This window comes from Flavobacterium labens (genome assembly GCF_048286755.1).
Lineage (GTDB): Bacteria > Bacteroidota > Bacteroidia > Flavobacteriales > Flavobacteriaceae > Flavobacterium.
The window spans coordinates 752,605-779,247 of sequence record NZ_JBLVPL010000001.1 but is presented as its reverse complement, the minus strand read 5'-3'; the positions used below and the strand labels follow the sequence as shown (position 1 = coordinate 779,247).

Genomic DNA, 26,643 nt, shown 5'->3' with positions numbered 1-26,643 from the left:
GGATATTCAATCAGTTAGATGCAGGAATTAATTCCAAATAGAAAAATCATACACGTTGACATGGACGCTTTCTATGCTTCAGTAGAGCAGATGGATAATCCATTATTGCGTGGGAAGCCTATTGCTGTTGGCGGTTCAGAAAATCGTGGTGTGGTGGCTGCAGCAAGTTATGAAGCCAGAAAATTTGGAGTTCGAAGTGCTATTAGTGGTGTCATGGCCAGAAAAAATTGTCCAGAACTCATTTTTGTAAAACCGCGTTTTGACAGATACAAGGAAATTTCGAGTAAAATCCAAAAGATTTTTTATGAATATACGGACTTGGTTGAGCCATTGTCACTTGATGAGGCTTATTTAGACGTTACCAATAATAAAAAAGGAAATCCAAGCGCTACTTTATTGGCACAAGAAATAAGACAGCGTATTTTCAACGAAGTGGGTTTAACAGCATCTGCAGGAATATCAGTGAATAAGTTTGTGGCTAAAATAGCCAGTGATTACAATAAACCGAATGGTCAAAAAACGGTTAATCCAGATGAAGTTATTTCGTTTTTGGAAGAATTACCCATTCGAAAATTTCATGGTGTTGGAAAAGTAACCACTGAAAAAATGTACCAACTGGGAATTTTTACCGGAGTGGAATTAAAAAGCAAAACATTGGAATTTCTAGAGAAACACTTTGGGAAATCAGGAAACTTTTATTACAATGTGGTAAGAGGAATTCACAACAGCGAAGTAAAATCAAACCGAATTACTAAATCAGTTGCTGCTGAACACACTTTTGATGTCAATCTTTCTTCTGAAATTTTTATGATAGAAAAATTGGAAGTTATTGCAACTGCATTGGAGAAAAGATTAAAAAGGTACAATGTGGCTGGTAAAACCGTTACTTTGAAAATAAAATACAGTGATTTTTCTCAGCAAACTCGCAGTAAAACCCTACCTTATTTTATATCTGATAAAGCTTTAATAATTGAAGTCGTAAAAGAACTATTGTATCAGGAACGAATGAAAGATTCCGTCCGATTGCTTGGAATTTCCTTAAGTAATTTAAACACGGAGGAGAAGAAGTTTGTTGTGGTTCAGTTAAAATTTGATTTCTAATTGGGCTTTAGTTCGTTCAACAATGGTTAAAGTCGGAAAATTGTTGTTTTATCTTTATAAATAAAATTACATTTGATTTTTTAAATCGAGAAACCATGAATAATTTTAGACAATATGAAGAGGCTATTGCATTACATCATAATGGTTTAAGTGTAAAGACTGCTCCTGTTGTGTGTTGGGATTTCCACAATGAATTTTTGACTGCAGTAAAGAGCTTTTTTTTGGATTTAAATAAATTAAATGCAATTGCATCCCAAAATAAATGGATTAAGAATAATTGGGATTTAAAAAATAGTCTCAAAGAGGAAGTAATTATTGTTACTGATTCAAAATTAAAAATTGTTTTTGCATCACACAATATAGTAAAAATGAATGGGTATGTAGAAGCAGAAGTTTTGGGCAAAAGTCCAAAAATGTTTCAAGGAGAGGCTACTAACCAAATTACTTCAAATGAAATTCGTAGAGCGATTATTGATCAGCAACCTTTTGAGAAAACAGTAATGAATTATAAAAAAAATGGAGATGTCTATGCTTGTCTGATTAAAGGTTTTCCTGTTTTTAATAGTAAAGGACAGTTAAGTCATTACATAGCTTTTGAGAAAGCCGCATAAAAGAGAAAACCTTTCCAATTTGGAAAGGTTTTCTCTTTTGTAATTTTTTATAATGGTTTTAGTTTTTACTGTTTAATTTAGATAGTAATCTTAAAAATTCGATATACAACCAAACCAGCGTAATCATCAATCCCATTGCACCATACCATTCCATGTATTTTGGCATTTTTTGTTCTGATCCTTTTTCTATTCGGTCAAAATCTAAAAATAAATTTAAAGCAGCAACAACAATCACAAAAATACTGATTCCAATGCTCATCATTGAGTTTCCATAATGCACAGGAACAAAACTCGTAAACATAGAAAATACCCAAGATATAAGATAATACGTTGCAATAGCCAATGTAGCAGCTACAACAACTGATTTGAATTGTTCTGTTACTTTTACTATTTTATATTTATACAATCCCAGACAAACCATAAAAGTTACAAAAGTTGCACCTACTGCCTGAATTACGATTCCAGGATACATTGCTTCAAATATTGCCGAAATTCCGCCAATAAATAATCCTTCGAATAAAGCATATCCCGGAGCTAAATATGGAGAGTATTGTGGTTTGAAAGCAGAAATAAGCACTAAAACTAATCCAACAACAGCACCACCAATTGCAGGAACCATTGGATTCATTCCGTTAAAAGTCAACCACCAGATTACAGTTGCAGAAGCGGTAAGGAGTAAAAATAAGATTAAACTTTTATTGATAGTGCCAGACAAAGTCATCTCGTTGTTATAATCAATGATAGTAGCTTGATGTACTTCATCATTTTTTGAATCTGCAGTAGAAAAAGTTTTGTTATTTAAAAATGGATTTTTAGAATTAAAACTCATAATTTGTAGGGTTATTTGTTGCTCAAATATAAATTTTATTTTGCATAAGATTGTTTAAATAGTCTTAAATTTTTTTAAGAAGAAAATCGTTTTACATTAATTAATGCATAAAAAAATCCGTCTCATTTATCTAACGAGACGGATTTTTAATATTTAATGAAATAGCTTTTACTATTCTATTTCTGACACTCTTAAGGTGTTAACCATTCCTTTATCTTTAATAGGCATTGCTGCTAAATTGATAAGAAAATCTCCTTTTTGTACAAAACCTTTTTGTTTTACAATTTCGTTTATGTCAGTTACAGTATCATCTGTGCTTACATCTTTAGTGTACATGAAAGATTTTACTCCCCATAATAAATTAAGTTGGGTAAGGATTCTTTTATTAGAAGTAAAGACTAAAATATGTGCATTAGGTCTCCAAGCTGAAATTTGGAAAGCAGTATAACCACTATTTGTCAAAGTACAAATTGCTTTTGCCTTGATAACGTTAGCCATAGTTGCTGCATGATGACAAATTGTTTTAGTGATAAAACGTTTTGTTTTGATCTGTGGTGTGTTTTGTGGCACTTGAATTAGCGGAGAATCTTCTACTGCTTCAATAATTTGAGTCATTTTTTGAATTACTTGAACTGGATAGTTACCTGTAGCGGTTTCTCCAGAAAGCATCACTGCATCTGCACCATCCATAACTGAGTTTGCTACGTCATTTACTTCAGCACGTGTTGGCGTCAAGCTAGTGATCATAGTTTCCATCATTTGAGTGGCAACAATTACGGGGATTCTTGCAGTTTTAGCTCTGCGAATTAATTCTTTTTGAACTAAAGGTACTTCGTGTGCAGGAAGTTCAACTCCTAAATCTCCACGAGCAACCATCAGAGCATCGCAATACGCAACAATTTTGTCAATATTTTCTAATGCTTCTGGCATTTCTATTTTGGCAATAATTGGGATTTTATAGTCGGAGTGTTCTGCAATTAATTCTTGTAGATCTTGTAAGTCTCTTGGTGTTTTTACAAAAGATAATGCAATCCAATCAACATTTTGCCCAATAGCAAAAATAGCATCTGCTATATCTTTCTCAGTCATTGCAGGAAGAGAAATTTTAGTATTAGGTAGATTTACTCCTTTTTTAGATTTCAATTCACCACCTTGAATTACTCTTGCTATAACTTCTGATTTTTTATCAGTTTCAACGATTTCAAAGATAAGTTTTCCATCATCAAGCAAAATTCTTTCTCCTGGATTTACATCATTTGGAAAGTTTTGGTATTTCATGAATACTTTCTTAGCTGTTCCAAGAATGTCTTCGGCAGTAGTAAATGTAATTAAATCACCGTCATGTACTACTACACCCTCCTCCATAACTCCTACACGAAGTTTAGGTCCTTGTAAATCACCTAGGATTGCAGTTGTATAGCCAAATTCGTCATTAAGACCTCGTATGATATTAATTTTTTCTTTTACATCATTGTAGTCAGCATGTGAAAAATTCACTCTAAATACATTTACACCGGCATCAATCATGTCTTTTATGATTTCTCTTGTACTACATGCGGGCCCAAGTGTGGCTACAATTTTTGTTTTTTTGTTTGTAAGCATTTGTATTAAAAAATTAAATTGTTTTTTGATTTTATTTGATTTATATCAACCGTATAAACTGTTGATACGTTATCTATGGTATTTAATTGTATCTGTATTTTTGATACATTCATAGTATCTTCATTATTTTCTATTTTTAAAAAGTAATCTACTTTTTTAAATTCCGGAAGTAAAAAAACTTTTGTTGAAACTTCCATTGTGACATTTGAAAATAAATTTTGAGTACTTCCTTTCTTATATTGAATTACTTCGTTTTTATTTTGAATCAAATTCCAAGAGACCTCTTTTTCGGCATCATTATAATAAAATCTTGAAAAATTTGTTTCTCCTTCTTTTATATTAATTTGAATTTCATTTTTACTTTTACTCAAATTTATAGGCAGCTTTTGATTTATAAAATAAGCCAATCTATAGTCTTCTAATGAAGTATGAATTGCGATGAGATAGTAATCTATTTCGTCAAATTCGCCAAGATCCAATTTATGAATTGCCATTTCATGAAAAAATAAGATGTAAATATAGTATTTCTATCGAAGCGTAGACCTCTCAAAATAAGATGTTTTTGTTAATTTATGAACGAAAACGATATAGTTTTATGAAAATTGATATTATTTTCGGTCCATTTTTTCTTGAAATGCAAAATAAGCACGTTGGGATGCTTTTTCTTCTGCTTTCTTTTTTGAAGTTGCTCTTGCTCTTCCAATCACTTTGTCATCAATACTTAGTTTTACGCCAAACAAACGTTGCCCGTCAATTGCGTTATCTTCGAAAATGTCATAATGAAATATTTTCTTTTCTTTTTGACACCATTCTATGACCAAACTTTTATAACTAATTACTTTTCCTTCGAGTCTTGCGATATCTACGTAAGGAATTATAACTCTTTTTTGAATGAATTTTTCACAATATACATAGCCTCTATCCAGATAAATTGCTCCTACGAGTGACTCAAAGATATTACCATGTATGTTTTCACCAAAATGCTGTATCGGCACTTTGCTTTCTATGTATTGTACTAAATTTAGGTCTTTTCCTAATTCGTTCAAATGTTCTCTGCTTACAATTTTTGAACGCATTTTAGTAAGATAACCTTCGTCTCCAGCGGGCGCTTTGCTAAATAAATGAGCTGCAATTACGGAGCTTAACATAGCGTCACCTAAAAACTCTAATCGTTCGTAATTAATTGGATTTCCTAAAACATCCATGCGATTTGAGGAACGATGCGTGAAGGCTTTCCTGTAATTGTCTAAGTTTATTGGGTCGAAACCCAAGATTTTCTGAATAGAATCAAAAAAAATCCCGTCTTCTGGAGAACGGGATTTTGAAAATATTTTTCTGATTATACGCATATATAATTATTAGATTTCTAATTTTTTTACCAATACACAAGCATTGTGACCGCCAAAACCAAAAGTATTACTCATAACAACATTCATTTCTCTTTTCTGAGCTTTGTTGAAAGTAAAATTTAATTTAGAATCAATGCTTTCATCATTTGTAAAATGATTTATTGTAGGTGGTACAATTCCATGTTTCATGGAAAGAATAGAAGAAATTGTTTCAACAGCTCCTGCTGCGCCAAGTAAATGACCCGTCATGGATTTTGTTGAATTTAGATTCATTGTGTAAGCGTGATCGCCAAAAACATGAAGTATAGCTTTGGATTCTGCCATATCACCTAAAGGTGTTGAAGTTCCGTGCATATTTACTCCATCAACATCGGTTGGTTTTAAACCAGCGTCTCTCAAGCAGTTCAGCATTACATTTTTAGCACCTAATCCATCAGGATGTGGTGCAGTAATATGATGGGCATCTGCTGACATACCGCCACCGCCAATTTCGCAATATATTTTTGCTCCACGAGCAATTGCATGTTCGTATTCTTCAAGGACTAGAGCACCAGCACCTTCTCCTAAAACAAATCCATCACGGTCTTTATCCATAGGTCTGGAAGCTGTTTTTGGATCGTCATTTCTTGTTGATAAAGCATGCATGGCGTTAAATCCACCCATACCTGCTATAGTTACGGCAGCTTCAGATCCTCCGGTTACCATAGCATCTGCGTGACCTAATCTAATATAATTGAAAGCATCAATAATAGCATTTGTAGAGGAAGCACAAGCTGAAACAGTTGTGAAATTAGGCCCTCTAAAACCATATTTTATTGAAATGTGACCACCAGCTATATCGGCAATCATTTTAGGGATGAAGAAAGGATTAAATTTTGGGGTACCGTCACCAGCAGCAAAATTAAGAACTTCTATTTGAAAAGTTTCTAATCCGCCTATTCCAGATCCCCATATTACGCCCACTCTGTCTTTATCTAATTTTTCAAAATTGAAACCTGCATCATTTACAGCTTCGTCAGATGATACCATTGCGTATTGTGCATATCGGTCCATTTTTCTAGCCTCTTTTCTGTCTAAGAAATCTTCAGCATTAAAATTTTTCAATTCGCATGCAAATTGAGTTTTAAATTTTGAAGCGTCAAAATAAGTGATTGGAGCAGCTCCACTAACGCCGTTAATAAGTCCGTTCCAATACTCTTCAATGTTATTTCCAATGGGTGTAAGAGCGCCTAAACCTGTTACAACAACTCGTCTTAATACCATAAATTCTTTATTTTTGTTATCTTTAAACAAATAAAACCCATGCTTTCTTTGCTGTATTACTATTACGAAAGAGCCATGGGTATTACAATAAATATAGTTTTTGATTGAAATTCAATCTCGAATTTAATTTTAAAAAAAATAATAACACCCGTAAGCAAGATTGCAGACGGGTGTGTAATTTATTATTTTTTAGCTTCCTCGATATAAGAGATTGCTTGACCTACAGTAGCGATGTTTTCTGCTTGATCGTCTGGAATTTGAATGTCAAATTCTTTTTCGAATTCCATAATAAGCTCAACAGTGTCTAATGAGTCAGCTCCTAAATCATTAGTGAAGCTTGCTTCTGTTACAACTTCGTTTTCGTCAACACCTAATTTGTCTACGATAATCGCTTTTACTCTTGATGCAATGTCTGACATAATCTTTAATTTTAGAATTTAATTTGTTGGCAAAAATAAAAAACTTTATTTTAAAACAACTATTTAGTTAATAAATGTGACATCTAATTTATGAAATTTATTTTAACAAAGCTGTCGCAATGTTATTTATTTTCGATTTTTATGCCTTTTTTTGTGCAATTAAAATTTGATAGGTTATGAAAAAAATTGTGGTTTTTGCTTCTGGATCGGGTACTAATGCTGAAAATATCATAAAGTATTTTGCAAAAACAGAAATTGGAACTGTCGAAGCGGTGTTTACAAATAACCAAAGTGCTCAAGTGATTGAAAGAGCAAAAAACTATGAAGTTCCATCCATTATTTTCTCAAAAGAAGAGTTAATTGAAGGAATTGTATTACATAAAATAAATAAAATCCAGCCTGATTTGATTGTTTTAGCAGGATTTTTATTAAAATTTCCCAAAAATATCATTGCAGTCTATCCTAATAAGATCATAAACATTCATCCTGCATTACTGCCAAAATACGGCGGAAAAGGAATGTATGGTATGTATATCCATAGAGCAATTGTTGGTAATAAAGAGGTGGAAACAGGAATAACCATTCATTTTGTTGATGAAAATTATGATGAGGGTAATATTATTTTTCAAAAAAAGGTAGCCTTGTCGGGCGATGAAACACCAGAAGAAGTGGCCGGAAAAATTCATGAATTAGAACAAAAATATTTTCCGGAGGTAATCGAGAAATTGTTAGAAAAGCTATTATAGTATTACAAAAAATCTAACAATCTCTAAGTCTAAAAATCTAAAATGGAACACGACGTACATATATATACGGATGGCGCTGCCAAAGGAAATCCCGGAAACGGTGGTTATGGAGTAGTGATGGAATGGGTAGGAAAGCCGTACAAGAAAGAGTTCTATGAAGGTTTTCGTCGTACAACTAATAATAGAATGGAGTTGCTGGCAGTAATTGTAGGTCTGGAAAAATTAAAAAATCCTAACACTAGAGTTTTAGTTGTTTCGGATTCTAAATATGTAGTAGATTCAGTAGAGAAAAAATGGGTTTTAGGTTGGGAAAAAAAAGGATTTGTTGACAGGAAAAATTCCGACTTGTGGAAACGTTTTCTGGTTGTTTATAGAAAACATAAAGTAAATTTTAAATGGATTAAAGGACATAATAATCATGTCCAAAATGAACGATGTGATGAGTTAGCCGTTATGGCTTCGATGCAAAAGCAACTTTCAGTTGATGCATTTTACGAAAAAGAAGAGGCAAAGCTGTTGTGATTATTTAAAAGATTCTTCTCTTTTTCTAATGTAATCGATTCCTAGATAACAATCAGAACTTAAATCATATCCATTTTTAAATAAAAAATAGGCTATCGTTTCGCGTTCTCCCTCTTTTATAATTTCGCGTTTGAGAGCTATTCTTTTCGAGGCCGTTATCTTTGAATATTTTGTTAAAAACCTCTTAATACCTAAACGAGCATATTCTTTTTCTGCATTTGAGTTTGGTTTAAAACTTTCCAAATAAGTTAGTTTTTTAAACAATCTTTTGTCTAAAACAAATCTCTGATTTAAAACCTTATCTAAAAATTCATGAAAGGTTTTGAATTTTCTAAAATAATACTGTTTGTAAAATGCAGATAATTCATGATTATTAGTCTTATAAATTTCATTATTATTTGTTTGAACATACAAATCAAAAGAAAGATAATAAGACGGAAGCCCATTGTTTTCAACTATTAATTTCCCAATCATTTCTTTAGAAAAGTTTGGTTCTTTTCTTTCGCAGGAGATCAATAAACAAAACAACGTTAATAGAGTTATGATTTTTTTCATGATTCAAATTTAATAGGACACAAATTTAATTAAATAAGCACTAAAAATTTTACGTTAATCAAACAAAAGAAAAGTCTTAATTCATTCATTTAGAATGCTTTTATGGTTAAAAAAGATAGTGTTTTTTTAAGAAAACTTTGAGATTTAAAACCATTGCAACTTTACAACTTATAAACTATCTTTGCGCCTTAATTCGAAACTCAGAAAATGAATAAATTATTGATTGTTGGAAGCGTTGCTTTTGATGCCATAGAAACGCCTTTTGGCAAAACTGATAAAATTTTGGGTGGAGCTGCACCTTATATAGGACTTTCGGCTTCTTTTTTTAATTTACAATCTGCCATAGTTTCTGTAGTTGGCGATGATTTCCCACAAGAATATTTAGATTTATTAACAGCAAGAAACATTGATATTTCAGGCCTTGAAGTTGTTAAAGGTGGGAAAACGTTTTTTTGGAGCGGTCTTTACCATAATGATTTGAATTCAAGAGATACATTGGCAACGGAACTTAATGTTTTGGGTGATTTTCAACCAAAAGTACCTCAAAACTTTAAAAATGCCGATGTAGTGATGTTAGGAAACCTACATCCATTAGTACAAAGCAGTGTTTTGGATCAAATGGAAAGCAAACCAAAATTAGTAGTTTTAGATACTATGAATTTTTGGATGGATTGTGCTTTACCGGAATTACTTGACGTAATGAAACGTATAGATGTAATCACTATTAATGATGAAGAAGCAAGACAACTTTCCGGAGAATATTCTTTGGTAAAAGCGGCTGCAAAAATTCATGAAATGGGACCAGAATACGTAGTGATTAAAAAAGGAGAGCACGGTGCTCTTTTATTTCATAAAAAAGAAGTGTTTTTTGCGCCAGCATTACCATTAGAAGAAGTTTTTGATCCAACTGGAGCTGGAGATACTTTTGCAGGTGGATTTGCAGGATTTATAACGCAGAGTGAAAACATCTCTTTTGAGAACATGAAAAATGCTGTTATATACGGTTCTAATTTAGCTTCATTTAGTGTGGAAAAATTTGGAACAGAAAGGATGGTTAATTTAGATAAAAAGGAAGTTGTTTCCAGATTACAACAATTCAAATCACTGACACAATTCGACATAGAATTATAATGCACTGAAACCTCGGAAACGAGGTTTTTTTGTTAAATAAAATTAGCAGGGAATTACATCTGATTTATCAATTTTTTTTAGATCAGTTCAATTTATTTTTTACAATAACACAACAACACAAACAAACTTACAATGAGCGATGCTTTAAAACACGAGTGTGGTATAGCCTTAATTAGACTACTCAAACCGCTTGAATTTTATAAAGAGAAATACGGAACTGCTTTCTACGGAATACAAAAAATGTATCTTCTTATGGAAAAGCAGCACAATCGCGGTCAAGACGGAGCTGGTTTTGCAAGCATAAAATTAGATGTGGAACCAGGAGAACGTTACATTAGTAGAGTTCGTTCGAATCATGCGCAACCCATTCAAGATGTTTTTGCTCAAATAAACGACAGAATAAATGAGGAAATGGCCGCTCATCCGGAATACGCAGATGATGTGGCGTTACAAAAACAAAAAATTCCATATTTAGGAGAATTGTTTTTGGGACATGTTCGTTATGGAACTTTTGGTAAAAACAGCATTGAAAGTGTTCATCCTTTTTTACGTCAGAATAACTGGATGCACAGAAACTTGATTTTGGCTGGAAATTTCAACATGACAAATGTTAAAGAGCTTTTTCAAAGTTTGGTTGAACTAGGGCAGCATCCAAAAGAAATGGCGGATACGGTTACAGTGATGGAAAAAATTGGTCATTTTCTTGACGATGCAGTAACTGATTTGTACCAAGAGTGTAAAAATGAAGGATTGACTAAGAGAGAGGCTTCACCCGTTATTGCAGAGCGATTGGATGTAGCTAAAATTTTGACCCGAGCTTCTAAAAATTTAGATGGTGGTTATGCCATGGCAGGACTATTAGGTCACGGGGATTCATTCGTATTTAGAGATCCAGCAGGAATACGTCCCGCTTATTTTTATCAAGATGATGAAATAGTGGTAGTAGCTTCGGAGCGACCAGTGATACAAACCGTGTTCAATGTTCCTTTCGAAAAAGTACAAGAGATCGAGCCCGGAAATGCTTTGATTATTAAAAAAAATGGAACAATTTCTATGAAGGAAATTTTGCCTCCCACAGTTAAAAAAGCATGTTCTTTTGAACGAATTTATTTCTCCAGAGGAAGTGACGCCGAAATATATCAAGAAAGAAAAAATTTAGGAAAACTTATTTTGCCTGCCGTTTTAAAGTCAATCGACGAAGACACAGACAATACTGTTTTCTCTTATATACCAAATACTGCGGAGACATCGTTTTACGGATTAGTGGAAGCAGCACAAGATTTCTTGAATCAAAGAAAGAACAATTACATTCTGCAAAATAGAAATACCTTAACAAAGGAATCGTTGCAAGAGTTACTGTCGGTAAAAATACGTACCGAAAAAGTAGCTATTAAAGATGCTAAACTAAGAACCTTTATTACTGAGGATAGTAGTCGTGACGATTTAGTAGCCCACGTATATGATGTTACGTATGGTGTTATTAAACCAACAGACAATTTAGTTATTATTGATGACAGTATTGTTCGAGGAACGACCTTGAAAATGAGTATTATTAAAATGATGGATCGTTTGAATCCAAAGCGAATAGTTGTTGTTTCATCAGCACCACAAATACGCTATCCGGATTGTTACGGAATTGATATGGCTAAACTTGAAGGTTTAGTAGCTTTCAAAGCAGCATTAGAATTGCTTAAAGAAAGAAACTTATATCATATAGTCGACGAAGTATATGTGAAATGTAAAGCACAGGAAAACTTCAAGGACAGTGAAGTTGTAAATTACGTAACGGCAATATATGCACCTTTTCAACCTCAAGAGGTTTCAGATAAAATCGCACAAATGTTGAGCTCTCCTGAGATAAAAGCCGAAGTGAAAATTATTTTCCAAACCGTAGAAGATTTGCATATTGCTTGTCCAAAAAATTTAGGCGATTGGTACTTTACCGGAGATTATCCTACGCCAGGAGGAAACCGCGTAGTAAACCGAGCATTCATGAACTTCTATGAAGGAAAAGACGCTAGAGCATACTAATAATTGAGTCTATGGGTTTTTAATCGGTTTTCTAAGTTGTTCATCTAATTTATTTGGTGGCAACGAAGAACTAATATAATTTTGACTCACCATGACATTAGTAGGTTAAGTTTATGGTAGATTTGGGGCAAAAAAGGTGGAAGAGATTCCACCTTTTTTATTGGAATAAAGTGAAGAAATGATATAAAAAAAAGCGCCGATTTCAAAATTTTGAAATCGGCGCTTTTTGTTTTAATAAACAAGACAAAAAGACAACAGTAATTTTTGAAATCTTTAATCTTGACGCTCTTTTTATTTCTCTAGAGCAAATCTTCTTGATACTTCCGTCCAGTTAATTACATTGAAAAAAGCTTCGATATAATCTGGTCTTCTGTTTTGATAATGTAAATAGTAAGCATGCTCCCAAACATCCATCGCTAAAATTGGAGTTCCGCCACAACCTACACCAGGCATTAATGGATTGTCTTGGTTTGGAGTACCGCAAACTTCTACTTTTCCTCCTTTATGAACACAAAGCCAAGCCCATCCAGAACCAAATTGTGTTGCTCCAGCTTTGCTGAAACTAGCTTTAAACTCTTCAAAAGTTCCAAAAGCAGCTTCAATCGCAGCCAATAAATCTCCAGTTGGAAGTCCGCCACCGTTTGGTGTCATAACCGTCCAAAATAAATTATGATTATAAAAACCACCACCATTGTTACGAACGGGCATGTTTTTCATATCAAGGTTAATCAGAATATTTTCAATCGTCTTACCTTCCATATCCGTACCTGCAATAGCAGCATTCACGTTGGTAATGTAAGCGTTGTGATGTTTCGTGTGATGAATTTCCATCGTGCGCGCATCAATATAAGGTTCTAATGCGTCATACGCATAAGGTAATTGTGGTAATTCAAAAGCCATAATATGATTGTTTAATGATTTATAAATATTTATTCAAATTTAAACATTAAACTTTGGAAACGGAAATTCTATTTCGTTATAATTTCATTAAATTAATTGATAGTATATTCTTTGGAGTTGTAATCGGCTTGTTTTCAGGAGCTATCTAATTCGTCAGTTCACTCCGCTCGTGTCCTGCTTTCCGTTATAATCTTTTTATCCGCCGAAAAGGCGCATAAAAAGGATTTCCACTACAAACGAAGTTTACTGAACTCCTATGAGTGTAAAAGTTAGGTGAAGTAATCAGGGCTAAAAAACGGTGGTGCTTTAAATTGTCATTTTGTTTTAAATACCCGTTTTTAGAACCAAAATTTTTAAATTACGATTGCGCCATTGCCATACAAACAATACTGATTTTTGCGCCGGGAATTTTTAATAAAGCGCGGGAACAAGCTTCCAATGTTGATCCTGTTGTAATAACGTCATCAATTAAAAGGAAATGTTTATTGTGGTCTTTTTCAGTAAAGGAAACATCAAAAGTGCTTTCGATTCCTTCTGTTCTTCCTAATAAGTTTTTCTTGGATTGTGTTTTTGAGTATACATTTCGAACTAAAATAGTATCATTGTAATCGATGTTTAAACTCGAAGAAAGTGCGGTTCCAAAAGCGGTGACTTGATTGTAACCTCTTTCTTTTAATTTTCTTCGGTGCAATGGAACCGGAATAATTTCATGAATAGATTGTAATGATTCAATGGTTTTTAAATCTTCGGCATACCATTCGCCAAGAACAGTTCCTATTTCCTCGTGTCCTTTGTATTTCAAATTATGAATGAGCTCTTGGACAATTCCCTTTTTATGAAAATAAAATAATGCCGAAGTATGCACTACAGGAATTCGCCCATAAAACTTTTTGAAAGCATCATTTTCAGGATTTAAGTGATGATTCGTTAACGGAATTTCGTGTCGGCAAACCGTGCAAATTACATTTTCATTAGACAATAAAAAAGAGCTGCAACCGGAACAGACTTTTGGAAAAAAGAGATTAATAATGCTTTCAAACATGTAATCAGGGATTTATTTATAAAAATAGACAAATCAATGCTTCAATCTTTAACAATTTTCTTTTTTTTAAGTTCACTTTTTATATTTTTGCATCATTATGGCAAAACAAGAAGATTTATTTAAGAATGTAGTTTCGCACGCAAAAGAGTACGGATTTATTTTTCCGTCAAGCGAAATATACGATGGTTTAAGTGCAGTCTATGATTATGCACAAAACGGAGTAGAATTAAAAAAGAACATACGCGAATATTGGTGGAAAGCAATGGTTCAAATGAACGATAACATTGTAGGTCTTGACGCGGCAATATTGATGCATCCAACTACTTGGAAAGCATCTGGTCACGTTGACGCTTTTAACGATCCATTAATTGACAACAAAGATTCAAAAAGAAGATATAGAGCCGACGTTTTGATTGAAGATTATGCTGAAAAGCTAAATCAAAAAGCAATCAAAGAAATCGAAAAAGCACGTGCTCGTTTTGGTGATGCTTTCAATGAACAGGAATTTGTGACGACAAATACCCGTGTAATGGAATACAAAGCTAAAGAAAGAGAAATTCTCGAAAGAATGGCACGTTCTTTAGGAAACGAAGACTTGGAAGATGTAAAAGCATTAATCGAAGAATTAGAAATTGCTTGCCCGGAATCAGGTTCAAGAAACTGGACCGAAGTGCGTCAATTCAACTTGATGTTTGGTACAAAACTTGGAGCTTCAGCAGATTCAGCAATGGATTTATATTTGCGACCAGAAACGGCGCAAGGTATTTTTGTGAACTTCTTGAATGTACAAAAATCAGGAAGAATGAAAGTTCCTTTTGGAATTGCACAAACTGGAAAAGCGTTTAGAAATGAAATCGTTGCAAGGCAATTTATTTTCCGCATGCGCGAGTTTGAACAAATGGAAATGCAATTTTTTGTGCGTCCAGGCGAAGAAATGAAGCATTATGAATTTTGGAAAGAAGCTCGTTTAAAATGGCATTTATCACTTGGTTTAGGTAGAGAAAATTATCGTTTCCACGATCACGAAAAATTAGCGCATTATGCTAATGCGGCTGCGGATATTGAATTTAATTTCCCGTTTGGATTCAAAGAATTAGAAGGAATTCACTCCAGAACTGATTTCGATTTGAAAGCACACGAACAATTCTCCGGTAGAAAATTACAGTATTTTGATGCTGAATTGAACCAGAATTATGTTCCTTATGTTGTGGAAACTTCAGTAGGATTAGACAGAATGTTCTTGGCAGTTTTTGCAACTTCATTAAAAGAAGAAACGTTAGAAGATGGTTCTACAAGAACAGTGTTGAAATTACCTTCGGTTTTGGCTCCAACAAAAGCAGCCATCTTACCATTGGTAAAGAAAGACGGATTACCAGAAATCGCACACAAAATCATTGAAGATTTACGTTGGGATTTCAATGTTTCTTATGATGAAAAAGATGCGGTAGGAAGACGTTACAGAAGGCAAGATGCTTTAGGAACTCCGTTTTGTATTACAGTAGATCATCAAACAATAGAAGATCAAACAGTAACAATTCGTCATAGAGATACGATGAAACAAGATCGTGTAGCTATTGCAGACTTGAAAGCTATTATCGAAAATGAGGTATCAATGAAAAACTGGTTGATGAAAATGTAATTAGTTTAGGACTATATAAAAAAAGCTTCTCGATTGAGAAGCTTTTTTGTTTAAAATCTGTAACCTAATGTTATTCCGCCTCGTCCAACAATCTCTGGACTATTATCACTAAATAAATTGCGTCCTATTCCAGCATTGATTTCAAAGACAAATCCTTTTCTGTGAATCCATTTAGATCCTAAGCCAAAACCAAGAGCAAAGTCAGCTCCTGTTTCATCTGCTACAAAATTAGTTACAGTCGTTCCATTATCATAATAGTATGTTGTGTAACCGTGGTCTATATATGAATTAAACATTGCAAAACCTTCTACAAAAAATCCAGCGGCTGGTTTTTTACCAAAATAAGCGCGATAATATGGAGTTAGACTTAAGTTAGTTTCAAATTCATCTTCAGACACAAAGAATAAAGAAACTCCAAGTCCAGTATCTTGATTAATAATTCTTTCATAAGTTATTTCTACTGCGCCCAGTACTAAAAAAAGAGCATTTCCTTTTAATTCATTTCTTTTGAAATTGGTGGTTTCTTTTTCTTGGCTAAAACCAGATAACGAAAAAGTTAAGCAAATTAATACAAATAGTTTTTTCATAGGGTTAATTTTTCGCATAAAAGTAAGATAATTTTGTAAAAAAAGTATTTTTGTGCTTATTTTTTTGATTGTTAATTCGGATAATGTTATAAACAATCGATCGATATGTTAAATTTTTAGGTCCTCAATAAAATGGGTAAAAGATTTTCTATTGGAATTTTTTTTGGATAATAACGTGATGTTTTCAGGCATGATTTACTAGACAGTTATAATTTTTAACTGGTTTTAAAATAAAAAGAATGCTCTTTATCGGATAAATTTGCACTTCGTCTCAATGTGTCAACATTTGTTAAAAACATATTAACAACATATATGTAAAAAAGGTTAAATGCTTATTTTTAGAATGTTAAATATGATTTTTTTGTTTAACTAGTTTCCCAAAACTACCATTGTTACTTAATAATTTAAAGTATATTTTGCTTTGGACGTATAATGTAATGCCTAACAATTTCAGGAAAAACCATTGATGAATTATTCGTACATTATTATTGACGACGATCAAGAAAGTGTTTTGAAAACAAAAGCCATGGCTGATAGTTTTTCAGAACTCGATTTTGTAGCATCGGCTAATAATTATGAAGAGGGTTTAAATCTGATATTAGAACATACACCACAAATAGTTTTTTTGGAAATTGACCCCGTTGATCCGGCCAGTAATTTGTCTCTGGCTCTAATTAATGAGTTGCACCGGTATTTAAAAGTAATTCCTAAAATTATCATTACAACTGCTAGGAAAGATTTAGCCTTTGATGCTATAAAATACGAGATTTTCGATTATTTAATAAAGCCACTGACACGAATCGATGTTGTAAAATCAGTTTTAAAATTGAATAAATCAATTGTTTCTAAAGAAGTTTTTTTAGAGCAATCATTAGTTGTTGATAAAGAACCTACAGTTTTTTCCAGACAAGAAACCCCAAATCAAGATCAATCTCTAATTCTGTGTATCAAATCCTATGGTGATTATAGATATATTGCAGCCAAAGACATTTGTTATTTCCAAGCCGATAATAACTCTACGGATATTTACCTAAATAATGGTGAAATGATAACAGCTTTCAAAACATTGAAGCATTTTGAGGGTGTCTTGTCATTCCCTTTCATTAGAATTCATAACAGTTATATAGTCAATCGTAATTATATTTCTAGGATTCATAGTGGAAATTCAGTGTGTTACATTAAAAACAGCGCTGTGAAACTGCCTTTTTCCAAATCATACAGGGTAAATATCGACCTTATTATTTCTGATTTTTCCAATGGAAATTATCTGGAAATTTAAAAAACAGTCATCCACTTTAATTTGACGGCCATTCACTCTCAAACGGGTGCATTCTACCATAAACGCCTTTTTTTGTAGGAATTTTTGAAGTTGTCTCTGTAGTTTTACAAAAGAATTGCATGTGAGTGTGGTTCAAAAATAAGACAAAACAAAACAACAACATAAAAACTCCAAATTATGAAAAAAGCAATCTTAACAATCGGATTATTTTCTTTGGTGATGATATTGACATCTTTTACTACACCTGAGACTAAAAACAATGCTAAAGTTGAAAACAATGCAATTGTAGACTTGACTGGAAATCAATCATTAGGTGGAAATAAAAAAGTAGATTTAACTGGTAATCAGTCACTAGGGGGGAATAAAAAAGTAGATTTGACGGGAAATCAGTCATTAGGAGGAAATAAAAAAGTGGACTTGACAGGAAATCAATCATTAGGAGGAAATAAAAAAGTTGACTAAATAAATTAATATTTAGGATAATTTCATAAAAAATTATTAGGCTATCAAATTTTTGATAGCTTTTTTTATGTCAATAGGTTTATTTCACTATTTTTGGTGAAATACAAGAATACCTATTGAAAAACATTTACTACATATTTTTTCTTATACTGTTTGTGCTTCTTGGTTGCACCAAGAAAACAAAAGTAAATTCAGCAGGAGTATCTTCAAAGGATAGTTTGACTTCCTATCTTTCGCTGGCAAATGAAGATAGCCTGCCGCTTATCAAAAAACAAGGGTACAACCAAAAAGCATTGGCTATCATCATCAGTCAGCCCAATGATTCGATGAATAAGGTAAACTTGTTTCGGGTAGCTAATCGGTATTATAACATGAATGATTGGAAAGGGTACAAAGAAACAGTACACCTTGTTTTAGAAAACTCAGAAAGTAATAAGGACACCGTGAATATAGCGAAAGCCTATACTTATCTTGGGGATTATTACGGCGCTCAAGCCGTTTCGGATAGCGCTTTCCTGTACTATTCTAAGGCCGAGAAAATGTACCGTCATGATAATTATAATTTGGCAAGAATACGGTTGAACAAAGCATTGTTGCAATATGGTGAAGGGGATTTTTCGGGTAGCGAAATAGCCGTATTCAACGCCCTGCGAGCCATAAAAGGAGAAAAGGCCAATGATATTCTATACGATTCCTATAACTATTTAGGAGCTTTATATAATGAAAGGGAAGAATACGATAGAGCCATAGAATTTCACACTAAAGCCTTAGCTAATATAGATAATGAGGTATTGCCATCTGTATTTCAGTCGAAAGCCGCTTCATTGAACAATCTTGGGTTTGTTTATCAAAACATGAAAAAGCACAAACAGGCAATATTTTATTTTCGACAAGGATTAGAACAAAAAAACTTATTGATTGATAAACCATCGTTATATGCGATGATTTTGGATAATTTAGCGTATTCGAAATTCAAACTGAATGAATCTGAGGGGTTACCCGAGCTGTTTTATCAATCACTGAAGCTGAGGGATAGTTTGCAGTTGACAGCCGGAATTATTACTAATAAAATCCATTTATCGGAATATTTTGCTTCAAAAAGGGATACGCTAAAAGGGATACGGTATTCCAAAGAAGCACTTGCAACAGCCCGGAGTTCCAAAAACTTCCGAAATGTCTTGGCTTCGCTTAAGCAATTAGCTGTTATAGAACCCAAAAAAGCAACTAGCTATACCAAACAATACATTCATATTAACGACAGTCTCCAAAAGGCGGAACGAAATATGGGGGAAAAATTCACCCGCATAGAGTATGACACGGATCAGATAAAAGATAAAAACTCGGATTTAGTAGAGCAAAACAGGAATCTAGTTTATATTTTCAGTGGATTAGCAATGTTGGGTTTGTTTACTTTTGTCATTAAAACGCAGAAAGCTAAAAATAGGGAGTTACAGTTCAAACAACAACAACAAAAAGCAAATGAGGAAATCTATAATTTAATGATTTCGCAACAGAATACTATTGAAGGGATTAGAATTAAGGAGAAAAAAAGAGTAGCTCGTGAGTTACACGATGGAGTTTTAGGAAGGATGTTTGGAGTCCGAATTAACTTAGACAGCTTAAATAAAATTGATGACGGAACCGCTGTTGAAAAAAGGAATGATTATTTAACAGAGTTAAAAAGTATTGAGCAGGATATTCGTGAAATTTCTCATGATTTAAATAGAGAAAAATCAGAATTAATTAATAACTTCGTCGCTATTGTTGACAATTTATTTGAAGACCAAAAAAAGACATTTAAGTCAAAATTAGTTTCAATTATTGACTCAGGTATAAAATGGGAATTAATAAGCAATTCAGTCAAAATTAATTTATATCGAATTCTTCAGGAAGTACTTCAAAATGTCAATAAGTATGCTATAGCAGATAATATTAAAATTGAACTAAAAAAAGAAGAAGATCATCTGATTTTGATGATGAGTGATGATGGGGTCGGCTTCAATGTTAAGACAGCCAAAAAAGGAATAGGATTGCAAAATATACTTTTCCGAACCAATGAATGCGATGGAGTTGTTGATATAAAATCGAAAAAAGGAGAAGGCACAATTATAACAATTACAGTCCCAATAGAATAAATAAAAAAAACTTACACAGAAATGATAATTGAGCAATCAATAAGAAAAAATAATATATTAATCGTTGATGACCACCCTTTTATTATAGAAGGATACAAAAATGCAATTACTAGATATAATCCTGATAAGTTTGAGTTTTTTATAACGCAAGCTAAAGATTGTGAATCGGCTTATGGGATTATTACAAATCCGGATGCTTTGTTGTTTGACATTGCCTTTTTAGATATTAGTATGCCGCCTTATGAAGAAAAAAATATTTATTCAGGTGAGGATTTGGCAAGATTAATATCAGAGTACATGCCAAAATGTAAAATAATTTTGCTTACTATGTATACAGAATTATTAAAGATAAAAACCATTATCAAATCTATAAACCCTAATGGGCTGGTTATAAAAAATGATTTAACCTTTGATGAATTACTTTTTGCATTTGATAAAGTTATAAAAAATGAAAAATATTATAGTCAGTCGGTTCTAAAAATGTTAGCCCAATCTGAGGAAGATAGTGTTGAAATTGATCAATTTGACAAGGAAATTTTATTTCATATTTCAAAGGGAACTAATTTGAGTGACATTCCACAATACATTCCAATTTCATTAGGGGCCATTGAGCAAAGAAAAATAAAATTAAAAGAGTTATTAAAGATAGAAGGCGGCAGTGATATCGACTTAGTCCGAGAGGCAAAAAATAAAGGATTGCTTTTCTAAATTTTCTTAAACAAAAAACGACACCTATTAAGTATCGTTTTTTGTGTTGATTAATGAAGTTTTATTGAGTTAGAGCATCCCAACCACGTGCTTTCAAAGCAATTTTGGTGTTCGCTCGAGTAACTAAATGAATTCCTTCACTTTCTTGTGTCATATGGCCAATAATTGTGAAATTTGGATTTGCTTTGATTTTTTCAAAATCTTCCATGGCAATAGTGAAAAGCAATTCGTAATCTTCGCCTCCGTTTATGGCAACTGTTGTACTGTCAATATTAAATTCTTCACAAACGTTAATAAATGTTGGGTCGATTGGTAATTTGTCCTCATATAAATTACAACCCACTTTGGACTGTTTGCACAAATGCATAATTTCAGATGACAATCCATCCGATATGTCAATCATTGAAGTTGGTTTTATTTCTAAAGCATGTAATAAAGTACGAACATCTTTACGTGCTTCAGGCTTCAATTGACGTTCGATTAAATACGTATATGCATCTAAATCCGGTTGTGAATTTGGATTAACTTGAAAAACTTGCTTTTCACGTTCCAAAACTTGTAATCCCATGTAAGCAGCACCAATATCTCCGGTAACTACTAATAAATCAGTTTCTTTGGCACCGTTTCTATACACAATCTCTTCTTCATCTGCTTCGCCAATGGCAGTAATACTGATAATTAATCCTTTTTGGGAGGAAGTAGTATCACCACCTATAACATCCACATTATATTCACGGGCTGCATGCGTAATTCCGGCAAATAATTCATCCAACGCTTCTAGTGGAAACCTATTGGAAACAGCAACAGAAACCGTGATTTGTGTTGGTTTGGCGTTCATCGCACAAATATCTGAAACATTGACTACAACTGCTTTATAGCCCAAATGTTTTAAAGGCATGTAAGCCAAGTCAAAATGTATACCTTCAATCAGTAAATCTGTAGAAACGACTACCTTTTTATCTTTGAAATCCAAAACAGCAGCATCATCGCCAATCCCTTTTAGAGTAGAAGGCTGATTGATTTCAAAGTTTTTTGTTAAATGGTCTATCAATCCAAATTCTCCTAATTGAGCAATACTTGTACGTTGTGGGCTTTTATCTTCGATCATTATTTTTAATGTTTTGAGATTGCAAATATACAAAGAAATATTCGCGTCGAATTGCATCAATTTTCGCCATTTTTTCGCATCTTTAAGTAATTAAAATCATCAACAATGGAATTATTTGATATCGTTACTATAACAGTTAACTCGGCTTTAGATAAAAGCACTCATTTTAAAGGATTAGTTCCAGAACAGAAAATTAGATGTGAGGAACCGAGGTTTGATGCTGGTGGAGGCGGAATAAACGTGTCTAAGGCAATCTCTCGTTTAGGTGGAACTTCATTGGCGGTTTTTACTTCTGGCGGACCTACAGGTAAAATGCTGGAAGAATTGGTTGCTAAAGAAGGAATTGCCTATGAAGGAATTGCCGTTGAAAGTTGGACCAGAGAAAGTTTTGTTGCTGTGGATGACAATACTAATTCTCAATACCGTTTTGGATTTACAGGAGGAAAAATCTCCAAAGAAGAAAGCAAAAGAATATTAGAAACGATAGCTAATTTAAATCCAAAATTTTTAGTAGCTAGCGGCAGTTTGAATGAAGGTTTGTCCGATGATTTTTATTCTAAAATTGCTAAAATAGCAAAAAAATCAAGTGCTAAATTAATTGTGGACACTTCAGACGAAGCACTAAAAAAAGCGTTAGAAGTTGGTGTTTATATGATCAAACCAAATGTTGGTGAACTCGCAAAACTGATTGGCGTAGAGCGATTGGAACTGGAGGAAGTAAATGAAGCGGCAAAACAAATAATAGCTAAAGGTGGCGCCGAAATCGTCGTTGTTTCACTTGGACCGCAAGGCGCAGTTTTGGTTACAAAAGATGTTTACGAGTTTGTTCCGGCTCCTAATGTGGTCAAAAAAAGTACTGTAGGTGCCGGAGACAGTATGGTTGGCGGAATGGTTTGGGCGCTTTCGCAAAATAAAAGTCTGAAAGAAGTCATCCGTTGGGGAGTCGCTTGCGGTTCAGCAGCAACCATGAATGAGGGAACCCAATTGTTTAAATTCGAAGATGCCAACCGATTATTTGAATGGTTGAAGAATAAATAAAAACAAAAAAACCTGACAATTTTTATATTGTCAGGTTTCATTTATAATTTAAAATTCAGAATTTAAAATAATTTTTAATCATTCAGCTTCAAAACAGCCATAAACGCTTCTTGCGGAATTTCAACATTTCCAACCAGTCTCATACGTTTTTTACCTTTTTTCTGTTTTTCCAATAATTTACGTTTACGAGAAATATCTCCACCATAACATTTGGCAGTTACATCTTTACGTAATGCTTTTATCGTTTCACGCGAAATCACTTTTACTCCAATAGCAGCTTGAACAGGGATGTCAAATTGCTGGCGTGGAATTAATTCTTTTAGTTTCTCACACATTTTTTTACCAATCGAATATGCATTATCGGCATGCATCAAAGAGGATAAAGCATCAACAATGGTAGCGTTCAATAAGATATCTACTTTAACCAAATTAGACGTTCGCATCCCAATTGGAGTGTAATCAAACGAAGCATATCCTTTAGAAACGGTTTTCAAACGGTCGTAAAAGTCAAATACTATTTCTGCCAACGGCATATCAAAAGTCAATTCTACACGTTCTGTAGTCAAGTACGTTTGATTAGTAATCAATCCACGTTTTTCGATACACAAACTCATTACATTTCCAACATAATCAGCCTTAGTAATAATAGTTGCTTTTATAAAAGGTTCTTCAACATGATCCAAACGAGAAGGCTCCGGCAAGTCCGAAGGATTATTTACGATAAGCGGTGTTGTAGGATCTTTTTTGGTGTAAGCTAAATATGAAACGTTGGGAACGGTAGTAATAACTGTCATGTTAAACTCTCTCTCCAAACGTTCTTGGATAATTTCCATGTGAAGCATTCCCAAGAATCCGCAACGGAAACCAAATCCCAAAGCTGCTGAGCTTTCCGGTAAAAATACCAACGAAGCGTCATTCAACTGAAGTTTTTCCATAGAGTTTCTCAACTCCTCGTAATCTTCGGTGTCTACAGGATAGATTCCCGCAAAAACCATTGGTTTCACATCTTCAAAACCAGTAATTATATTTGTTGTTGGCGTTTTTGCATCGGTCAACGTATCTCCCACTTTTACTTCTTTTGCCTCTTTAATTCCAGAAATCAAATAACCAACATCACCTGCTGAAATTACTTGTTTCGGAACTTGGTTTAATTTCAATGTGCCAATTTCGTCTGCAAAATATTCATTTCCGGTAGCCATGAATTTAATCTTCTGGCCTTTTTTAATTTGTCCATTTTTTACACGAAAAATAACTTCGATTCCTCGAAAAGGATTGTAATGCGAGTCAAAAATCAATGCTTGCAACGGCTCATCCACATTTCCTGATGGAGGCGGAATTTTTTCGATAATAGCTGCTAATATATTTTCAACACCAAAACCAGTTTTACCTGAAGCGTGAATAATATCTTCCAATTTACATCCAAGTAAATCGATAATATCGTCACTTACTTCCTCTGGATTGGCGCTTGGTAAATCCACTTTATTCAATACCGGAATAATTTCCAAGTCATTCTCCAAGGCCAAATATAAATTTGAAATCGTTTGTGCTTGGATACTTTGCGCTGCATCTACAATCAAAAGCGCACCTTCACAAGCAGCAATCGAACGAGAAACCTCATAGGAAAAATCCACGTGTCCCGGAGTATCAATTAAATTCAGGATGTATTCTTGTCCTTTATACGTGTATTCCATCTGAATCGCGTGACTCTTAATCGTAATCCCACGTTCACGCTCCAGGTCCATGTTATCAAGCAATTGCGCTTTTTCTTCACGAGCGGTAACGGTTTGTGTGGCACCAAGAAGTCTGTCAGCAAGCGTACTTTTTCCGTGGTCAATATGTGCAATAATGCAAAAATTTCTAATATGCTTCATCTTCTGTATCTGTCAATTTTACTAATGCTTACGCATTTAATCTGCAAATATAGGGTAAAAGTTTGACAGTTGAATTGGAATTCATTTTCAGGTATTTTAAAAAATTATATTTTACCTCATATTATATTTTGCATTGTAAAAAGTGGTGTCTTTTTTTGAAAAAACTACTCTTCTGTTGTCTTCATTTTTGAATTCGAAGTCGTCATTTACTACAAATTTTACTTCAGTAAATTTATATCCAGTTTCAAATGTTACGGTTATTTCATAAAGACTGTCTTTTTTAATCTCATTCATTTTGGTGTTATAATCCCAAGATAAAGGTTTGTCGTTTCCTCTTATTCCCACTTTTTTACTATTTTTTATTTTGGATGCATCCAAAGTAAAAACAATAGTCTTTTTATACGATTTCTGCACGCAACTTGTTACTAATAAAGTAAGTACTAATGCTATTATTGTTACTGGGATTTTCATAATTATATTTTGGTTTTAGTTAGTAGATAATCAATTCCAAATCTTCCTGAACCTAGAATTAAATAAAACATCGCCACCCAAAGAAATCCCATGGCGGCAAGACAATTCCATAATCCGTTGTTGATTTGTTGCATAAAAATAGCAACCAGCATAGTACATATAATAAGGAAAGAAGCAATTCGAGTTTGAAGTCCGAACAATAACAATAATCCGCCAATGGCTTCTGCAAAGGCACCCATCCAAGCAAAAAATATTGGAGCAATAGCAAAAATTCCACCATAATTTGCCACATCATTTGGAAACCAAAAAGCGACTTCAAAAAATCCTAAATTAGCATCGGTTGGTGACCAAGGCATTCCGAATTTTGCTGCTCCAAAATTAAAGGCTAACAAGTAGCCACAAACAATTCGGGGAATTGTTAAAAATAAATCTTGTGACCAATGAGGCAACAAAATGGGTTTTGTGATTTTAGTTAGTAGTTTCATGGTTATTTGTTTTGAGAGTGAGTTTGATTTTTGAATTTGGTATTTTTTAGAATTAAATCTCCATTACCAGATTTTTTTGAACCCGAATCAAATTTTGCTTTGCCTGTATTAATGACATCTCCATTTCCGATTAATCTAGCTGAAAGCATTTCAGAAACATTGACAGTCAAGTTCCCGTTTCCAGTGCTTTTTAATTCCGCTTTTCTAGCGTTAAGATTCGAAGCATCAATATCACCATTTCCAATTTTAATAATGTCCAAAACATCAACTGTACCACTAACATTGCTATCACCATTTCCAGTATTTTCTAGTATAAAGTAACGCCCTGAAATATTCTGAACTCTCAAATCACTGTTTCCGGAATTTTTAATGACACTCGCTTCTGGCATCGTAATTTTAATTATGATATTGGAATCTTCAACATAGATTTTATTGTTTTTGTTTTCTTTGAATTGAATTTTTAATTCATTTTCTGAAACGTTTTCTGAGAAGCTTAAAAGGCTTTCTAGGTTGTCATCAATAGTTATTAAAACACTCCAAGTTTTTCCAATTTCAATTTCTATTTTTCCATCTAAATCTTCAAAATAGACTTTGTCGAAGTTTTTGTAATCATAATTTTTAGTACTAATTTTTCCCGAACCTTTCAGTTGTGCATTTGCAAAAGTTGAAGTTAATGTCAATACAATTGCGATAATTAATTTTGCCATGTTTCTTGTTTTAATGATTAATAACAGGACAAAATTGCGCTATAAATTATAG

General features: G+C 33.3%; 27 protein-coding genes. 12 read left to right on the top strand and 15 right to left on the bottom strand.

The window, feature by feature from the left end; translation table 11 throughout:
* Window positions 1–18: 18 nt before the first annotated feature.
* Entirely contained in the window at window positions 19–1,101 is a 1,083-nt protein-coding gene (gene dinB / locus ACNQF8_RS03340; RefSeq protein WP_417950791.1) for a DNA polymerase IV, read from the top strand.
* A 95-nt stretch (window positions 1,102–1,196) separates the two neighbouring features.
* Window positions 1,197–1,712, top strand: coding sequence for a PAS domain-containing protein (locus ACNQF8_RS03335; protein ID WP_315206185.1), 516 nt, complete (start codon window positions 1,197–1,199; stop codon window positions 1,710–1,712).
* Between the two features lie 58 nt (window positions 1,713–1,770).
* On the opposite strand, the gene ACNQF8_RS03330 is transcribed toward ACNQF8_RS03335, so the two are convergent.
* The 6 genes from ACNQF8_RS03330 to ACNQF8_RS03305 all read right to left on the bottom strand — a co-directional run bounded on the left by ACNQF8_RS03330 (window position 1,771) and on the right by ACNQF8_RS03305 (window position 7,174).
* Window positions 1,771–2,541 carry a Bax inhibitor-1/YccA family protein gene (locus ACNQF8_RS03330; RefSeq protein WP_417950789.1) on the bottom strand — a complete coding sequence of 257 codons (771 nt, stop codon included), beginning with the start codon at window positions 2,539–2,541 and terminating at the stop codon, window positions 1,771–1,773.
* A 171-nt stretch (window positions 2,542–2,712) separates the two neighbouring features.
* Entirely contained in the window at window positions 2,713–4,143 is a 1,431-nt protein-coding gene (pyk, locus tag ACNQF8_RS03325) for a pyruvate kinase (RefSeq protein ID WP_315206191.1), read from the bottom strand.
* Between the two features lie 5 nt (window positions 4,144–4,148).
* Complete coding sequence (locus ACNQF8_RS03320; protein ID WP_417950788.1) at window positions 4,149–4,637, bottom strand: IPExxxVDY family protein; 489 nt, start codon at window positions 4,635–4,637, stop codon at window positions 4,149–4,151.
* Between the two features lie 114 nt (window positions 4,638–4,751).
* On the bottom strand, window positions 4,752–5,492 hold the full coding sequence (locus ACNQF8_RS03315) for a ribonuclease III family protein (protein ID WP_417952899.1): 741 nt from the start codon (window positions 5,490–5,492) through the stop codon (window positions 4,752–4,754).
* 9 nt (window positions 5,493–5,501) lie between these two features.
* A complete protein-coding gene (fabF, locus tag ACNQF8_RS03310) occupies window positions 5,502–6,755 on the bottom strand; it encodes a beta-ketoacyl-ACP synthase II (protein WP_315206199.1) in 1,254 nt (417 codons plus the stop codon).
* A gap of 182 nt (window positions 6,756–6,937) precedes the next feature.
* Window positions 6,938–7,174, bottom strand: coding sequence for an acyl carrier protein (locus ACNQF8_RS03305; RefSeq protein WP_007137004.1), 237 nt, complete (start codon window positions 7,172–7,174; stop codon window positions 6,938–6,940).
* Between the two features lie 176 nt (window positions 7,175–7,350).
* Here ACNQF8_RS03305 and purN point away from each other — a divergent pair, with 176 nt between their 5' ends.
* Complete coding sequence (gene purN / locus ACNQF8_RS03300) at window positions 7,351–7,920, top strand: phosphoribosylglycinamide formyltransferase (RefSeq protein ID WP_417950785.1); 570 nt, start codon at window positions 7,351–7,353, stop codon at window positions 7,918–7,920.
* A 42-nt stretch (window positions 7,921–7,962) separates the two neighbouring features.
* Window positions 7,963–8,442, top strand: coding sequence for a ribonuclease HI (rnhA, locus tag ACNQF8_RS03295; RefSeq protein WP_417950784.1), 480 nt, complete (start codon window positions 7,963–7,965; stop codon window positions 8,440–8,442).
* Here the strand turns inward: rnhA and ACNQF8_RS03290 are convergent, their stop codons facing one another.
* Complete coding sequence (locus tag ACNQF8_RS03290; RefSeq protein WP_417952898.1) at window positions 8,443–8,997, bottom strand: hypothetical protein; 555 nt, start codon at window positions 8,995–8,997, stop codon at window positions 8,443–8,445.
* A gap of 207 nt (window positions 8,998–9,204) precedes the next feature.
* On the opposite strand from ACNQF8_RS03290, the gene ACNQF8_RS03285 reads away from it, so the two are divergent.
* Both ACNQF8_RS03285 and ACNQF8_RS03280 read left to right on the top strand, forming a co-directional pair.
* The gene (locus tag ACNQF8_RS03285) at window positions 9,205–10,128 is read left to right on the top strand and encodes a PfkB family carbohydrate kinase (protein WP_417950782.1); all 924 of its coding nucleotides are present in this window, start codon (window positions 9,205–9,207) and stop codon (window positions 10,126–10,128) included.
* 132 nt (window positions 10,129–10,260) lie between these two features.
* Window positions 10,261–12,159, top strand: coding sequence for an amidophosphoribosyltransferase (locus tag ACNQF8_RS03280; protein ID WP_417952897.1), 1,899 nt, complete (start codon window positions 10,261–10,263; stop codon window positions 12,157–12,159).
* Window positions 12,160–12,450: 291 nt separating this feature from the next.
* On the opposite strand, the gene ACNQF8_RS03275 is transcribed toward ACNQF8_RS03280, so the two are convergent.
* Together ACNQF8_RS03275 and ACNQF8_RS03270 are read right to left on the bottom strand one after the other, a co-directional pair.
* Window positions 12,451–13,059, bottom strand: coding sequence for a superoxide dismutase (locus tag ACNQF8_RS03275; RefSeq protein WP_417952896.1), 609 nt, complete (start codon window positions 13,057–13,059; stop codon window positions 12,451–12,453).
* A gap of 358 nt (window positions 13,060–13,417) precedes the next feature.
* Window positions 13,418–14,101 carry a ComF family protein gene (locus ACNQF8_RS03270; RefSeq protein ID WP_417952895.1) on the bottom strand — a complete coding sequence of 228 codons (684 nt, stop codon included), beginning with the start codon at window positions 14,099–14,101 and terminating at the stop codon, window positions 13,418–13,420.
* 97 nt (window positions 14,102–14,198) lie between these two features.
* Between ACNQF8_RS03270 and ACNQF8_RS03265 the strand changes: the two genes are divergently transcribed.
* Window positions 14,199–15,740: a glycine--tRNA ligase gene (locus ACNQF8_RS03265; protein ID WP_417952894.1), complete on the top strand. Its 1,542-nt coding sequence runs from the start codon at window positions 14,199–14,201 to the stop codon at window positions 15,738–15,740.
* A 50-nt stretch (window positions 15,741–15,790) separates the two neighbouring features.
* Here ACNQF8_RS03265 and ACNQF8_RS03260 read toward each other — a convergent pair whose 3' ends face one another.
* The gene (locus tag ACNQF8_RS03260) at window positions 15,791–16,327 is read right to left on the bottom strand and encodes a DUF3575 domain-containing protein (protein WP_417950778.1); all 537 of its coding nucleotides are present in this window, start codon (window positions 16,325–16,327) and stop codon (window positions 15,791–15,793) included.
* 466 nt (window positions 16,328–16,793) lie between these two features.
* Here ACNQF8_RS03260 and ACNQF8_RS03255 point away from each other — a divergent pair, with 466 nt between their 5' ends.
* From ACNQF8_RS03255 to ACNQF8_RS03240, 4 genes are all read left to right on the top strand, one after another.
* The gene (locus ACNQF8_RS03255; RefSeq protein WP_417950777.1) at window positions 16,794–17,606 is read left to right on the top strand and encodes a LytR/AlgR family response regulator transcription factor; all 813 of its coding nucleotides are present in this window, start codon (window positions 16,794–16,796) and stop codon (window positions 17,604–17,606) included.
* A gap of 177 nt (window positions 17,607–17,783) precedes the next feature.
* Window positions 17,784–18,068, top strand: coding sequence for a 3-oxoacyl-ACP reductase (locus ACNQF8_RS03250; protein WP_417950776.1), 285 nt, complete (start codon window positions 17,784–17,786; stop codon window positions 18,066–18,068).
* 116 nt (window positions 18,069–18,184) lie between these two features.
* Window positions 18,185–20,203, top strand: coding sequence for a tetratricopeptide repeat-containing sensor histidine kinase (locus tag ACNQF8_RS03245; protein ID WP_417950775.1), 2,019 nt, complete (start codon window positions 18,185–18,187; stop codon window positions 20,201–20,203).
* 21 nt (window positions 20,204–20,224) lie between these two features.
* Window positions 20,225–20,911: a response regulator gene (locus ACNQF8_RS03240; RefSeq protein ID WP_417950774.1), complete on the top strand. Its 687-nt coding sequence runs from the start codon at window positions 20,225–20,227 to the stop codon at window positions 20,909–20,911.
* 61 nt (window positions 20,912–20,972) lie between these two features.
* Here ACNQF8_RS03240 and thiL read toward each other — a convergent pair whose 3' ends face one another.
* The gene (thiL, locus tag ACNQF8_RS03235) at window positions 20,973–22,019 is read right to left on the bottom strand and encodes a thiamine-phosphate kinase (RefSeq protein ID WP_417952893.1); all 1,047 of its coding nucleotides are present in this window, start codon (window positions 22,017–22,019) and stop codon (window positions 20,973–20,975) included.
* A gap of 105 nt (window positions 22,020–22,124) precedes the next feature.
* On the opposite strand from thiL, the gene ACNQF8_RS03230 reads away from it, so the two are divergent.
* Window positions 22,125–23,057 carry a 1-phosphofructokinase family hexose kinase gene (locus ACNQF8_RS03230; RefSeq protein WP_417950772.1) on the top strand — a complete coding sequence of 311 codons (933 nt, stop codon included), beginning with the start codon at window positions 22,125–22,127 and terminating at the stop codon, window positions 23,055–23,057.
* A 74-nt stretch (window positions 23,058–23,131) separates the two neighbouring features.
* Here ACNQF8_RS03230 and lepA read toward each other — a convergent pair whose 3' ends face one another.
* From lepA to ACNQF8_RS03210, 4 genes are all read right to left on the bottom strand, one after another.
* Window positions 23,132–24,928, bottom strand: a complete 1,797-nt coding sequence (lepA, locus tag ACNQF8_RS03225) for a translation elongation factor 4 (protein WP_417950771.1) — start codon at window positions 24,926–24,928, stop codon at window positions 23,132–23,134.
* Between the two features lie 111 nt (window positions 24,929–25,039).
* Window positions 25,040–25,399, bottom strand: a complete 360-nt coding sequence (locus tag ACNQF8_RS03220) for a hypothetical protein (RefSeq protein ID WP_417952892.1) — start codon at window positions 25,397–25,399, stop codon at window positions 25,040–25,042.
* 2 nt (window positions 25,400–25,401) lie between these two features.
* A complete protein-coding gene (locus ACNQF8_RS03215) occupies window positions 25,402–25,884 on the bottom strand; it encodes a DoxX family protein (RefSeq protein ID WP_417950770.1) in 483 nt (160 codons plus the stop codon).
* Window positions 25,885–25,886: 2 nt separating this feature from the next.
* A complete protein-coding gene (locus ACNQF8_RS03210; protein ID WP_417950769.1) occupies window positions 25,887–26,591 on the bottom strand; it encodes a GIN domain-containing protein in 705 nt (234 codons plus the stop codon).
* Between the last annotated feature and the right edge of the window lie 52 nt (window positions 26,592–26,643).

What these genes read in the sequence shown, in the direction of transcription:
- ACNQF8_RS03305 (WP_007137004.1), bottom strand. Translation starts at nt 7,174, where the DNA reads ATGTCAGACATTGCATCAAGAGTAAAAGCGATTATCGTAGACAAATTA.
- thiL (WP_417952893.1), bottom strand. Translation starts at nt 22,019, where the DNA reads ATGATCGAAGATAAAAGCCCACAACGTACAAGTATTGCTCAATTAGGA.
- pyk (WP_315206191.1), bottom strand. Translation starts at nt 4,143, where the DNA reads ATGCTTACAAACAAAAAAACAAAAATTGTAGCCACACTTGGGCCCGCA.
- ACNQF8_RS03285 (WP_417950782.1), top strand. Translation starts at nt 9,205, where the DNA reads ATGAATAAATTATTGATTGTTGGAAGCGTTGCTTTTGATGCCATAGAA.
- ACNQF8_RS03280 (WP_417952897.1), top strand. Translation starts at nt 10,261, where the DNA reads ATGAGCGATGCTTTAAAACACGAGTGTGGTATAGCCTTAATTAGACTA.
- purN (WP_417950785.1), top strand. Translation starts at nt 7,351, where the DNA reads ATGAAAAAAATTGTGGTTTTTGCTTCTGGATCGGGTACTAATGCTGAA.
- ACNQF8_RS03265 (WP_417952894.1), top strand. Translation starts at nt 14,199, where the DNA reads ATGGCAAAACAAGAAGATTTATTTAAGAATGTAGTTTCGCACGCAAAA.
- ACNQF8_RS03215 (WP_417950770.1), bottom strand. Translation starts at nt 25,884, where the DNA reads ATGAAACTACTAACTAAAATCACAAAACCCATTTTGTTGCCTCATTGG.
- ACNQF8_RS03315 (WP_417952899.1), bottom strand. Translation starts at nt 5,492, where the DNA reads ATGCGTATAATCAGAAAAATATTTTCAAAATCCCGTTCTCCAGAAGAC.
- ACNQF8_RS03240 (WP_417950774.1), top strand. Translation starts at nt 20,225, where the DNA reads ATGATAATTGAGCAATCAATAAGAAAAAATAATATATTAATCGTTGAT.
- ACNQF8_RS03330 (WP_417950789.1), bottom strand. Translation starts at nt 2,541, where the DNA reads ATGAGTTTTAATTCTAAAAATCCATTTTTAAATAACAAAACTTTTTCT.
- lepA (WP_417950771.1), bottom strand. Translation starts at nt 24,928, where the DNA reads ATGAAGCATATTAGAAATTTTTGCATTATTGCACATATTGACCACGGA.
- ACNQF8_RS03250 (WP_417950776.1), top strand. Translation starts at nt 17,784, where the DNA reads ATGAAAAAAGCAATCTTAACAATCGGATTATTTTCTTTGGTGATGATA.
- rnhA (WP_417950784.1), top strand. Translation starts at nt 7,963, where the DNA reads ATGGAACACGACGTACATATATATACGGATGGCGCTGCCAAAGGAAAT.
- ACNQF8_RS03290 (WP_417952898.1), bottom strand. Translation starts at nt 8,997, where the DNA reads ATGAAAAAAATCATAACTCTATTAACGTTGTTTTGTTTATTGATCTCC.
- ACNQF8_RS03320 (WP_417950788.1), bottom strand. Translation starts at nt 4,637, where the DNA reads ATGGCAATTCATAAATTGGATCTTGGCGAATTTGACGAAATAGATTAC.
- ACNQF8_RS03270 (WP_417952895.1), bottom strand. Translation starts at nt 14,101, where the DNA reads ATGTTTGAAAGCATTATTAATCTCTTTTTTCCAAAAGTCTGTTCCGGT.
- fabF (WP_315206199.1), bottom strand. Translation starts at nt 6,755, where the DNA reads ATGGTATTAAGACGAGTTGTTGTAACAGGTTTAGGCGCTCTTACACCC.
- ACNQF8_RS03230 (WP_417950772.1), top strand. Translation starts at nt 22,125, where the DNA reads ATGGAATTATTTGATATCGTTACTATAACAGTTAACTCGGCTTTAGAT.
- ACNQF8_RS03255 (WP_417950777.1), top strand. Translation starts at nt 16,794, where the DNA reads ATGAATTATTCGTACATTATTATTGACGACGATCAAGAAAGTGTTTTG.
- ACNQF8_RS03275 (WP_417952896.1), bottom strand. Translation starts at nt 13,059, where the DNA reads ATGGCTTTTGAATTACCACAATTACCTTATGCGTATGACGCATTAGAA.
- ACNQF8_RS03335 (WP_315206185.1), top strand. Translation starts at nt 1,197, where the DNA reads ATGAATAATTTTAGACAATATGAAGAGGCTATTGCATTACATCATAAT.
- ACNQF8_RS03210 (WP_417950769.1), bottom strand. Translation starts at nt 26,591, where the DNA reads ATGGCAAAATTAATTATCGCAATTGTATTGACATTAACTTCAACTTTT.
- ACNQF8_RS03220 (WP_417952892.1), bottom strand. Translation starts at nt 25,399, where the DNA reads ATGAAAATCCCAGTAACAATAATAGCATTAGTACTTACTTTATTAGTA.
- ACNQF8_RS03260 (WP_417950778.1), bottom strand. Translation starts at nt 16,327, where the DNA reads ATGAAAAAACTATTTGTATTAATTTGCTTAACTTTTTCGTTATCTGGT.
- dinB (WP_417950791.1), top strand. Translation starts at nt 19, where the DNA reads ATGCAGGAATTAATTCCAAATAGAAAAATCATACACGTTGACATGGAC.